The sequence below is a fragment of the Acidisarcina sp. genome, assembly GCA_035539175.1.
Lineage (GTDB): Bacteria > Acidobacteriota > Terriglobia > Terriglobales > Acidobacteriaceae > JANXZS01.
In genome coordinates this window covers 183,316-195,007 of sequence record DATLIY010000011.1, presented here as the reverse complement: position 1 = coordinate 195,007, position 11,692 = coordinate 183,316, and the positions used below count along the sequence as shown (strand labels likewise).

9 protein-coding genes are annotated in these 11,692 nt (G+C 59.6%); 6 read left to right on the top strand and 3 right to left on the bottom strand.

What is annotated here, in order from left to right; translation table 11 throughout:
* Positions 1–221: 221 nt before the first annotated feature.
* From fusA to rpsL, 3 genes are all read right to left on the bottom strand, one after another.
* Entirely contained in the window at positions 222–2,306 is a 2,085-nt protein-coding gene (gene fusA / locus VM554_15090) for an elongation factor G (protein ID HVJ09701.1), read from the bottom strand.
* A gap of 120 nt (positions 2,307–2,426) precedes the next feature.
* The gene (rpsG, locus tag VM554_15085; GenBank protein HVJ09700.1) at positions 2,427–2,897 is read right to left on the bottom strand and encodes a 30S ribosomal protein S7; all 471 of its coding nucleotides are present in this window, start codon (positions 2,895–2,897) and stop codon (positions 2,427–2,429) included.
* A gap of 28 nt (positions 2,898–2,925) precedes the next feature.
* Positions 2,926–3,309, bottom strand: coding sequence for a 30S ribosomal protein S12 (gene rpsL, locus VM554_15080; protein ID HVJ09699.1), 384 nt, complete (start codon positions 3,307–3,309; stop codon positions 2,926–2,928).
* Between the two features lie 574 nt (positions 3,310–3,883).
* Between rpsL and VM554_15075 the strand changes: the two genes are divergently transcribed.
* The 6 genes from VM554_15075 (at position 3,884) to VM554_15050 (ending at position 11,648) form a co-directional block, all read left to right on the top strand.
* Entirely contained in the window at positions 3,884–6,058 is a 2,175-nt protein-coding gene (locus tag VM554_15075) for a S9 family peptidase (GenBank protein HVJ09698.1), read from the top strand.
* A gap of 201 nt (positions 6,059–6,259) precedes the next feature.
* Positions 6,260–8,554 (top strand): hypothetical protein, encoded by a 2,295-nt coding sequence (locus VM554_15070; protein HVJ09697.1) that lies wholly within the window; start codon positions 6,260–6,262, stop codon positions 8,552–8,554.
* 284 nt (positions 8,555–8,838) lie between these two features.
* Entirely contained in the window at positions 8,839–9,705 is an 867-nt protein-coding gene (ribH, locus tag VM554_15065) for a 6,7-dimethyl-8-ribityllumazine synthase (protein ID HVJ09696.1), read from the top strand.
* Positions 9,702–10,124 carry a transcription antitermination factor NusB gene (nusB, locus tag VM554_15060; protein ID HVJ09695.1) on the top strand — a complete coding sequence of 141 codons (423 nt, stop codon included), beginning with the start codon at positions 9,702–9,704 and terminating at the stop codon, positions 10,122–10,124. The genes ribH and nusB overlap by 4 nt, the downstream gene beginning before the upstream one ends.
* A gap of 79 nt (positions 10,125–10,203) precedes the next feature.
* On the top strand, positions 10,204–10,986 hold the full coding sequence (locus tag VM554_15055) for an enoyl-CoA hydratase-related protein (GenBank protein HVJ09694.1): 783 nt from the start codon (positions 10,204–10,206) through the stop codon (positions 10,984–10,986).
* A 44-nt stretch (positions 10,987–11,030) separates the two neighbouring features.
* Positions 11,031–11,648 (top strand): hypothetical protein, encoded by a 618-nt coding sequence (locus VM554_15050; GenBank protein HVJ09693.1) that lies wholly within the window; start codon positions 11,031–11,033, stop codon positions 11,646–11,648.
* Positions 11,649–11,692 lie beyond the last annotated feature (44 nt).

Sequence of the window (11,692 nt, the reverse complement as noted above, 5' to 3'; positions counted from 1 at the left end):
GGAACGAATTCTTCGGGTTGTGCTTCGACAACACCTTCGTGATCGCCGCCGTCAACGTCGTCTTCCCGTGATCAATGTGTCCGATCGTTCCCACATTCACATGCGGCTTCGACCGGTCAAACTTCTCCTTCGCCATCTCGTCCCCTCTCGCTCGTTCTGCTGAACTCGGTTATTCCTTAGGACTGGGTCGTCACAGCCCACACTTTTTTTACAACGGCCGCTTATTTACCTTGATTCCGGCCGATAATCTCGTCACTGACCGACCGGGGAGCTTCCTCGTACCGGGCGAAGTGCATCGAGTAATTTGCCCGCCCCTGGGTTGAAGAACGCATATGCGTCGCATATCCAAACATCTCGCTCAGCGGAACGTTCGCCTTGATGACCTGCGATCCGGCGCGGTGCTCCATGCCTTCGATGCGTCCGCGGCGCGAATTCAGATCGCCAATGATCGTTCCCATGAACTCTTCCGGCACGACAACTTCCACTGACATCACCGGCTCGAGCAATACGGGATTAGCCTTGCGAGCAGCCTCCTTGAAGGCCATCGATCCGGCAATCTTAAACGCCATTTCGTTGGAGTCGACATCGTGATAGCTACCGTCAAACAACGTCGCCTTTACGTCAACAACTTCGTATCCGGCAAGCACGCCGCCCTGGAGCGCCTCGCGAATTCCCTGCTCCGTCGGCTTGATATATTCCTTCGGAACCACGCCGCCCTTGATATCGTTGACGAACTCGAATCCCTTGCCCGGCTCGTTTGGCTCCAGGCGAATCTTGACGTGCCCGTAGTTACCCGAACCACCCGTCTGGCGAATGTATTTTCCTTCCGCCTCGGATGCCTTGCGAATCGTTTCGCGATAGGCGACCTGCGGCTTACCGACGTTAGCCTCCACCTTGTATTCGCGCATCATACGATCCACGATGATCTCAAGGTGCAACTCGCCCATACCGCTGATAATCGTCTGCCCCGAATCCCGGTCTGTATGAACCCGGAAGGTGGGATCTTCCTGCGCGAGCTTCGCCAGCGCCATACCCATCTTTTCCTGGTCGGTCTTGGTCTTCGGCTCTACCGCGACATCAATAACCGGCTCTGGGAAGGTGATCGATTCGAGTACGATCGGCGCCTTATCGGTGCAGATCGTGTCACCCGTGACCATATTCTTCAGGCCGACGCAGGCGCAGATGTCACCCGCCAGAATCTCCGTGATCTCTTCCCGCTTATTCGCGTGCATCTTCAGCAGACGACCGATGCGCTCGGTCTTTCCGGTGCGCGGATTTAATACCGAATCGCCCGTCTTTAACTGGCCGGAGTAGACGCGGATAAAGATCAACTGACCCACGAACGGGTCCGTCATAATCTTGAAGCCCAGCGCGCAGAACGGTTCGCTATCGTCCGAGTGACGCACAATCACTTCTTCCATGTTGCTGGGATTGTGTCCCTGCATAGGAGGAATGTCGAGCGGGCTAGGCAGATAGTCGACAACCGCATCGAGCAGCGTCTGCACACCCTTGTTCTTAAAGGACGAGCCACAAAGCACCGGAAACAGCTTCATGCCGATCGTCGCCCTGCGGAGCGCAGCCTTCAGCTCCTCGGCCGTCGGCGTTTCTCCCTCGAGAAACTTGTGCAGCATCTCGTCGTCATTCTCTGCGACAGACTCGACCAGCTGCATACGGAAGGCCTCAGCCTTCTTCAGAAGTGAATCCGGAATAGGCTCGATATCGTACTTCGCGCCCATCGTCTCGTCGTGCCAGAGAATCGCCTTCATCTCCAACAGATCAACAACGCCCTTGAAGCCGGCCTCCTGACCAATCGGAATCTGAATCGCAACCGGGCGAGCGCTCAGGCGCTTGCGGATGGTGTCGACAGCATGCTCAAAGTCGGCGCCCATCTTGTCCATCTTGTTAATGAAGCAGATGCGGGGCACGCCGTACTTATCGGCCTGACGCCAGACAGTCTCCGACTGCGGCTCTACGCCGTGAACAGCATCAAAGCAGGCAACCGCGCCGTCCAGCACACGCAGGGAGCGCTCCACCTCGGCGGTGAAGTCAACGTGGCCAGGAGTGTCGATGATATTGATGCGAATGTCGCGCCAGGTGCAGGTAGTTGCGGCAGAGGTAATGGTGATGCCGCGCTCCTGCTCCTGCTCCATCCAATCCATCGTCGCCGTACCCTCGTGCACCTCTCCAATACGGTGCGTAATGCCCGTATAAAAGAGAATGCGCTCGGTCGTCGTCGTCTTTCCGGCGTCGATGTGCGCCATGATTCCGATATTCCGGCAACGATTTAACGGTACTTGACGAGCCACTTGTATCTCTCACTCTTGCAGGTCCACGCCTGCGGTTTGCTTGCAGATTTCATTCAGCCCGTCCACTGCCAGACAGGCGCTTCATTCAGACCAGGCCGGCCGCTAGACCAGCCCGGGGAATTACCAGCGATAGTGCGCGAAGGCCTTGTTTGCTTCGGCCATGCGATGAACATCTTCCTTCTTCTTCATCGCCGCGCCACGGCCATTGGCGGCATCGAGCAACTCATTGCTGAGCTTTTCGATCATGCCCTTCTCGCCGCGAGCCCGGCCGTAGTTCACCAGCCAGCGAATCGCGAGTGAAGTGCGGCGATCGGGATTCACCTCGATCGGCACCTGATAGTTAGCGCCGCCCACACGCCGCGTCTTAACCTCCAGCAGCGGCTTGCAGTTTTCCACGGCCTTCTTGAAGAGCTTCAGCGCTTCGTCCCCACCGCGCTGCTCCAGATTCGTCATCGCGGTATAGAAGATGGTCTGCGCCGTCGACTTCTTTCCGCCCCACATCATGGAGTTGACGAACTTCGTCACCAGCGTCGAGTTATAAACGGGGTCAGCTGCAACCTCGCGCTTCGCGATATGTCCTTTTCTCGGCATAGTTCCTTAACCTTTTATTCCGGCGAGCCTACTTCGCTCCGCCCTTTGCGCGCTTGGCGCCATACTTGGAACGGCTCTGCTTGCGGTTGGCAACGCCCACAGAATCCAGCGTGCCGCGAACCACGTGATAGCGAACGCCCGGGAGATCCTTCACACGGCCGCCGCGGATCAGCACAATCGAGTGCTCCTGCAGGTTGTGGCCGATGCCGGGAATGTACGTCGTGACTTCAATGCCGTTCGTCAGGCGAACACGCGCCACCTTACGCAGTGCCGAGTTCGGCTTCTTGGGCGTCTGGGTATACACGCGCGTGCAAACCCCGCGCCGCTGCGGCGAACCCTGCAGCGCCGGACTGGCCGTCTTATACCGCGGTGCGGTACGGCCCTTTCTGACAAGCTGACTAAATGTAGGCAAACCTGACTCCTTACGCCTTCTACAGCAAATCCTGAATTCAACCGACGCGATTTCGCAGACCGGCAACATTGTGCGAGGCAGCGGCCAGATGCAGCCCGCTGTAGCTCGCGCAAAGCCCCATTATTCTGCTTCGCGTCTGCCCTGCTTCCCTACCAGACGAGACCCACGACGGTGACCGCGCGTCTCCATGGCAATTCCGCCCTCAGATTTCCTGAGAGCCTGCCCGTAGAGCCAGCTCCGTTTCGTGTTTCCGGCCCGCATAGCCTTCCCAGGTGGAAGGTGTCGCAGGCACCGATGCGATATGCCGCAGTATCTATCCGGCCAGCGCCTAGCCCGAAAACTCCCGGGAAACGGCCGACCTCTGCGGATCAATTGCGGCGCCTGCCTAAGCACACTACTGCAGGCGCTTATTCGCGGAACCTTTTTACAATAGCAAGAGCAGTGGCCAGCGTCAATCGAAACAGGCCTGATTTTGGCAAATTTGGCCAAAAATATCTTGCTATTCCTCCGTCATGCCTATGGGACAGCTTTTCACCCTCGAGCCAGCGAAGCCCAAAGTGCTAGCATCCCTGCCATGAAGTTTGCGAATCCCCTCGCCCGCTGCTGGGTCGGTGTTCTATCTCCTTTCCTTCTTCTGTTCCCGGTTTCGCTTCCCGCACAGGCTGCAGACTCGGCCGACGGCCCACGGAGAGCCGACGCGGAAATCGGCGCGCTGGTTGGCCAACTGGAAAGGGTCCGGAATTTTCATCAGGCAGCGATCTCTCCCGATGGGGGAAAGATTGCCTGGGTAGTCGATGCTCCGGCGGGAGGAGTGAAGATTCAACTCGCCAATGCAGACAATCCCTCCTCCGCCCGCAGGATCACCGCGGCGACGAAATCCGGCATCTGCAATGAGGGCGACATCGCCTGGTCGCCGGATGGGAAGCAGTTTGCCTTCCTCTCCAACTGCAACAGCCCAGGCCAGTTCCAAATCTTTGTCGATAGCACCAGCCCAGGCCAGACTCCGCGCCAGATTGGGCAGTTGCATGGCGCCGTCCAGGGACTCCAATGGTCGCCCGATGGCAAACAACTAGGGTTCCTCTACGTGGAAGGAGCGACCCGCCAGGCCGGACCGCTCGACGCCATGAATCTTCCCTCAGGAGTTATTGGAGAAGATGGCCTTGAGATTCAACGAGTTGCGGCGATAGTAGACGCCACGGGGCAGCAGCGATTCCTGACGCCCGCAAACCTTTACATCTACGAATTTGCATGGTCGCCGGATTCGAATCAGCTCGCATATGTGGCCGCTGCGCCGCCGGGCGAGAACAACTGGTGGGTTGCGCAACTCTATGTACAGGGAATCGCCCAAATAAACGAGTCAACAAACGCGAGCCCAACTGGAGCGGGGCCAACTGGAGCGGGGTCAGCCAGCGGGACCGCTGAGATGCCCCACTCCATTCTTGACCCAAATCAGGCGGAGTCTCCCCTCCACGGCCTTCAGATTGCGGTCCCGCGATGGTCACCCGACGGCAAATACATTGCATGGATCGGCGGGTTGATGAGTGATATGGGCTCCACCGGTGGCGACATCTACCTGATGCCCTCAAGCGGAGGAGTCCCGCGAAAGCTCGCTCTTCCGGGACATGCCAACGCCTCTGCCTCCTGGATCTCCTGGAAGGATCAGGAGACTCTCGGCATTTCGCTGATCGAGGGCGGGCAGAGCGCCTTTGCTTATTTGCAAGGCGTCACGGGACAGGACGTCACCCGGCAGCAGGGCCAGGCCACTGGCATCCAGTTTCGCCTTGCCGGGACTGCGGAGGATGGCCTCCTTGAAGGCAGCCAGTCCTTTGCGCGCACTGGCGAAGCAGCCCAGATCCGCAGCTCATGGACACAGCCGCCGGAAGTATTTCTCGGCAGGTTCGGAGGCGAATTCCGCCAGATCACCCATGTCAATGACGGTCTCAAGCCGAGTTGGGGCAAGGCCGAGTCCATCACCTGGACCAGCGACGCGCCCACGGGAAGATTTGAGGTTCAGGGTTGGCTGCTGTACCCCGCCAACTATGATCCGGCAAAGAAATATCCCATGATCGTCTCGGTGCATGGGGGACCGGCTGCGGCCAGCCTGCCGCATTGGCCCGGTCTTGGTTTCAACGCCAGTATCTTTTCCGCTCGCGGCTACTTCGTTTTCTTCCCGAACCCGCGCGGCAGCTTTGGACAGGGCGAAGCCTTCACCATGGCCAATCGCAAGGACTTCGGCTATGGAGACCTGCACGATATCCTCTCCGGGGTAGACGCAATTCTTGCGCGCTATCCGGTCGACGGCGCACGCATCGGCATCACCGGCTGGAGCTATGGAGGCTTCATGACCATGTTTGCCGTCACCCAGACCCAGCGCTTCCGCGCCGCGGTCGCTGGAGCCGGCATCTCCGACTGGCAGAGCTACTACGGCGAAAACTCCATCGACCAGTGGATGCTCCCCTACTTTGGCGCCTCCGTTTATAACGATCCCGCCGTCTATGCCAGGAGCTCCGCAATCACCTTCATTCGCCAGGCAAGAACGCCTACCCTGGTGGTCGTCGGCGACCGTGACGGTGAGTGCCCCGCCCCGCAGTCCTTCGAATTCTGGCACGCGCTGCGAGCACAGAATGTGCCCACACAGCTGGTTGTTTATCCTAACGAGGGCCACCGCTTCGTCTCCCCGGAACACCGCCGGGATGTGCTGGAACGGGCAATCGAGTGGTTCGATCGCTACATGCCGGCGCAACCCTAGGACCAGAAATCGGACTGCGCCTGTGGCAAATGCGCGCCGCGGCGTGCGATCTGCATTTGCCGAAGCCTCCCCCACCTTTTACACTCAATCTCTGAGCATTCACTTGGGCCGGTCTTCGCTCCTGCGGGGACCATTCGGGTTCTCGCTACTTTTGCGGTATGACCGCCGGTTGCAGCATGGCTGCTCTGGCGGGGAGGTTTCATGCGTCGTTTTTTGATCCTGATTTGTCTGTTGTTTCTCGCTCTGCCTGCAGGCATCAACCTCGTGGGCTGCAGCACCAATAAGAATGCGCAGTTCTGCAACGGCCTCGGTTATGGCCCCAAGCGGACCGCCGTAGCGACGATCAACCTCGACCCCAAGGTCACAGGGATCTCCCTTGCGTATGGGCAAACCGCGCAGCTTGCCACGCCCACGGCCTTTAGCTGCTCCCCCGCGGAACCGGTCTCAGTCAGCCTCTTTGAATATGGCAGCACAAATCTCAAGCTGGTGGACGTCTCCCCCACTGGCGCGGTGTGCGGCGGCACCTGGAACCGTGATAGCCCGGGCGGAATCACGAACTTCACCATCTGCACTCCGCCAGCAGGTGGGTACACGCTGGACCCCAAGGATCCTAACTATGTTGGCGGTGGTGTAGCTTACCTGACGGCCAGCGCGGGCGGGGCTACCAGCAATACTGTTGCCGTATATGTGCATCCGCCGGTCTCCAGTATCTCTATCCCGACGCAGACCGCTTGCGTCTCCCAGAACCACACGCTGCCCGATCCGCTCAGCAAGGGCACGGTCGTCAAGGATCAGTCCGGCAATGTCATCGATCCCAAGTTCGTCGGCAACCTGACCTTTTCTGCAGTGAACCCGTCCATCGTTTCCATAGACACGACCGGCGTGGCCACTGCGCAGAGCCCTGGATCCACCGCGATTACGGCTACCCTTTCGCAGACCTCCAGTGCAGCGGGATATTTCTTTACCTGCCCTCCGGCTAGCATCACGCTGACCTATGCCGATGGCTCCACCAGCAAGACTGTGCAGCAGGGTTCTCCGCAGCCTCTTACGGCCGTCGTCAAGGACGTGAATAACGTCACCCTGACTGGCGTCGCGCTGCAATATACCTCGACACTTCCGACACAGGTAGCGGTCGACAGCAATGGTGTGGTGAACTCCATCTTCCCGGGCAGCGCGGCGGTAACTGCGATATGCCAACCCGGAGCCTGCAACCCCTCCCCGATTAATGAGATCGGCGTGCTGGGCAACGGCAAGCCCATTGTCAGCAACTCGGTCCAGGTAACGGCTCCGGGATTGAGCAGCAATTACCTTTGGATCAGCAGCACGGCTACGCAGAGTTTCGTTCCCGTCGATCTCACCACTGGAACGGTTGGCGCACCGATCAAGCTCCCGTATTTCCCGAACTCCATGGTGCTGAACCAATCGGGCAGCAGCCTTTACTTCGGCAGCTACCGCGAGCTGATGATCTACTCCACGCCTCTGAATGTGCTTACCAAGGAAGACATCAGCGTGCCGGGAGTCGTCCTGGCCGTAGCTCCGGACAACTCCGAGGTGGTCATCAACGACCAGTTGCGCCAGGTAATCTACCTCTACAATCCCTCCACCGGCAGCTACACCAGCTTTGGAGGAGTCGCAATCTCAGCCGCCTACACTCCGGACAGCAAGACCGTCTACATTGCCGGTTCTCAGAATCTTTACGTGCATAGCGCGTTTACCGGCTGGAGCACGTATGACATCTCGGGCAATGAGTCCCTCAGCAGCGCATGCATGTCGGGAAATAATCTCAACAGCGTCTATACGCCGCCCAGCATGCCATCCTCGCCCTACAATCCATTCTGCGGCCCCGGCCTGGCTGTCACCATACCCAGCGTTGGAGCCTTCATCAGCGGATCGCAGACGACAGCTCACGCATTCTGCCCGGACAACTCCAGCAATCCGTACTACCCCACCGCAGCAAGCGTCGCAGCCGCCACGGATAAGGTTGGCTCCACCAATGACGGCCAGCACATCATTGGCGCAACCGCCAATCCACCGCAGCTCTCGGATATCAGCGTGACCATTCCTACGGGTGCATGCCCCGCAAACAACGGGCTCACAATTCCCACGACGCTGAACCAGGCGGCGATCCCGGGCATCTCTCCCACCGCCATCCACCAGGTAGTGACCGATCCCAACTCGTCGATGGCCTTCATCACCTACAGCACCGCATCCCAAACACCCGGCGGCCTGCTGCCCTACTATCAGGTTCCCTCGCCTGGAACATTGGGGCCGCTGGGGAGCATTCCTCTCGTGGGCAATGCGACCGCCCCGCTTGTCGGTATCTTCAGTCCAGATAACAGCCTGTTCTTTACCGGCACATCGGGCGACAACCTGGTCCACTACATCGACACGAAGACGTTAACCGATATCAAGCAGATCGATCCCAAGCTGCTCGACGGGAACGGCAAGCCGGTACCCGCGGAGTTCCTCGCCGTGAGACCTCGAGCCACAACGTAAGATCGAGAGTTTCGAAACCGCTACAGTTACAGAAAAAGCCCGCCGAAATGGCGGGCTTTTTCTTGTGCTCCTATCCACGATTCTCCCTATCCTCGATCCGCGGGGAGAGTTGCTTTCGGCATCTTTTCGGTGCCTTGGCTCGGTCGCCGTGCGATGGAACAGCCCAGCAGTTGGGCCACGCACAATCCTGCCGCGAATTCTCTCCACAGATTCACATCCCTGTAATCCACCGGAGAGGCCCGTCCTGCAATCAGCAGTGCCCGGCAAAATGGTAAAGTCAAGGGATGATCAAGGGAATTACCATCGTGCGCCCCGCCAGCACACATGCCAGCTTTGACCGGCTGGCCAGCTTCTTTTCGTTGCTGGGCTTTGAGCCCGGCAAGGGCTGGGAAAATGACTCGAGCCGAAGCGCTCCGTTTCTTGCCCCGATCGGCAATCTGGAGTTTGTAGATGGGACGCTTCCCGCGACTGCGGAGATCCTCATCGAAGTTACCAGCATCGATTCGGTCCACGCCCTTGCAGCCAAATGGCTCGCGCAGGCCGGGGATGACGAAGGCTCCCGCATCACGCCAGTTACGGCAACACACTGGAAATCGCGCATGTTTACCGTGGAACCGGTTCCCGGCGTGCCTTTTGCCTTCTGGGAATGGGAGGACGTGCTGCACGGCAAGCCGGTGGCAGTCGAAGGCGATCTATCGGCAGCAGGCATGCGTTTCGCGATCGTCGTGGCTCGCTGGAACGCGGTTATCACGGATCGCCTGCTTCAGGGCGCACTCGATGGCCTCCTCCGCAGCGGAGCGCAGAAAACCGACATAGAGATCGTTCGCGTACCCGGCGCCTGGGAGATTCCCTCGGCCGCCCGTGCGCTTGCAGAGGCGAAGCAGACCGATGCCGTCATCACCCTTGGCTGCCTGATTCGCGGAGAAACTGCGCACTATGAGGCCATCTACAATGAAGTTTCTCGCGGAATCGGCCAATCGCAGCAGGAAACCGGTATCCCCCACGCCTTTGGTGTGCTCACTTGCGAAACGCTGGAGCAGGCCCTGAACCGGGCCGGAATCAAGGCCGGCAACAAGGGCTTTGAAGCCGCCATGGCCGCCATCGAGATGGTCTCGCTGCATCGCAAACTGGCAGCAAAGGCAGGCCAATGACCACTACTGGCTCCCGACGCAAATCCCGCGAACTCGCCATGCAGATGCTCTTCCAGGCGGACATCGGCAAACAGACGCCCGATGAGGTCCGCGAGACCTTCTGGCAGGCGCGCGAAGAGATTGAGAGCGATACTCGCGGCTTTGCGGAAGACATCTTCCGCGTGGCCTCCTCGCGAGAGGAGGAGATCGACCAGCTCATCGAAAGCCACTCCGCAAACTGGCGCCTGGCTCGCATGCCTGCGGTCGATCGCAACGTGCTGCGTAGCGCCGTGGCGGAGATGCTCGGATTCCCAGGAACACCCGCCCCCATCATCATCAACGAGGCACTGGAGATCGCGCGCCGCTATTCTGCACCCGAATCCATCCAGTTCCTCAACGGAGTGCTCGATGCCATTGCCCGTGACCGGCTGAAGTCGTAGACTCAGCCGAATCGCTTCCGGCGGGCAATTTCGCTCCACAGCGGGATTACGCTCAAAATTACCGGAGCCGCGGGGATCTATGTCCTTTGAGAACCTCCAACTTGAGCTGCAACCACCTCTGGCAATCGTCACCCTCAACCGTCCGCGCGTGCTCAACGCTCTCAACCGGCAGACCCTCGATGAACTCGAAGCCGCGTTTCGGGAGCTCACCAGCGATGACACAATTCGCGTCATCCTGCTCACGGGTGCGGGAGAGAAGGCCTTTGCCGCCGGTGCGGATATTTCAGAGCTGGCCAATCTCTTGGCGGAAGAAGGTCAGTGGCTTGCGGCCCGCGGCCACGCGATACTCAATCAAATAGAGCATTGCGGGAAACCCGTCATAGCCTGCGTCAACGGGTTTGCGCTGGGCGGTGGATGCGAACTCGCGATGGCCTGCAGCCTGCGGCTGGCCGCCGATACGGCGCACCTGGGACAGCCGGAACTGAAGCTTGGCCTCATCCCGGGCTACGGCGGTACGCAAAGGCTTCCTCGCCTGGTGGGCAAGGGAGCGGCGCTTAAGATACTGCTCACTGGCGCAACCGTTTCCGCAAACGAGGCTCTCCGCATCGGTCTGATCGACGAAGTTGTTCCTGCGGCGGAGCTGCTGCCGCGCGGCAGGGCACTCGCCAATACCATGGCCCAGATGGCTCCTCTGGCAGTCCGCGCATGCCTCGACGTCGTGCATCGTGGATACGATCTACCGCTCGACGAGGCGCTCGCGATTGAAGCCTCGGGGTTCGGCTACTGCTGCGGAACCGAAGACAAAGCGGAAGGAACCAGGGCATTTCTGGAAAAACGCGCACCAGTATGGAAGGGGCTATAACGCCTCCTGCGCAGCGCATCGTGCAAGCAGGCTCTTCCCTTGATATGCTTGCTCTCGTGTTCCCGATACGATTTACCCTGTCTCCTTGGCCCTGCCGCGTTTCCCCTGCCCGTGCAACGATTCTGGCGTGTCTGCTGTCGCTGACGATAGCCGGATGCTCGAAAACCGGAGGGCATGTCTCCGTCCCGTCTCTGACCCAACCGGAATCGCCGGAAGCGGTGCAGGCGCGTGCCGCACGGGACACGGCCCGCCAGGAACTGGATCAGATTCCCCCGCCTTCCAAGAGCCTTTACCTCGCGGTGCGCAGCCAGGAAGGCTGGACCAATCCGTTTTTGACGGTGGATAAGGACATCCTGACGCTACGGATCATCCTGCCCGATGCCAACCCCAGCCCCATGGGCCAGGGCGGGCTGTTACGCCCCTCCAGCGCCCGCAAACAGACGGTACAGATTCGCCTTACAGAGTTGCCCAAGGCTCTCACAGCCCTGCCTCCCGAGGCGTGGCCCTATGGACGCGTGATCGCGGTCGCGGAAGCCCCCACAACGGACAAGGCCGTGCGCCCGGAGATTCGACGCAAGATGGAAGCGACCATCCAGGTGCTCAATGATCTCGGAATCGTGGTCGATGAGTGGTCCGGACCCGGCGGCGGATTTCTGCGGTAAAACGCCTCGAATCAGGCCGCTTGCCTCAACCGGCCTGATTGCGA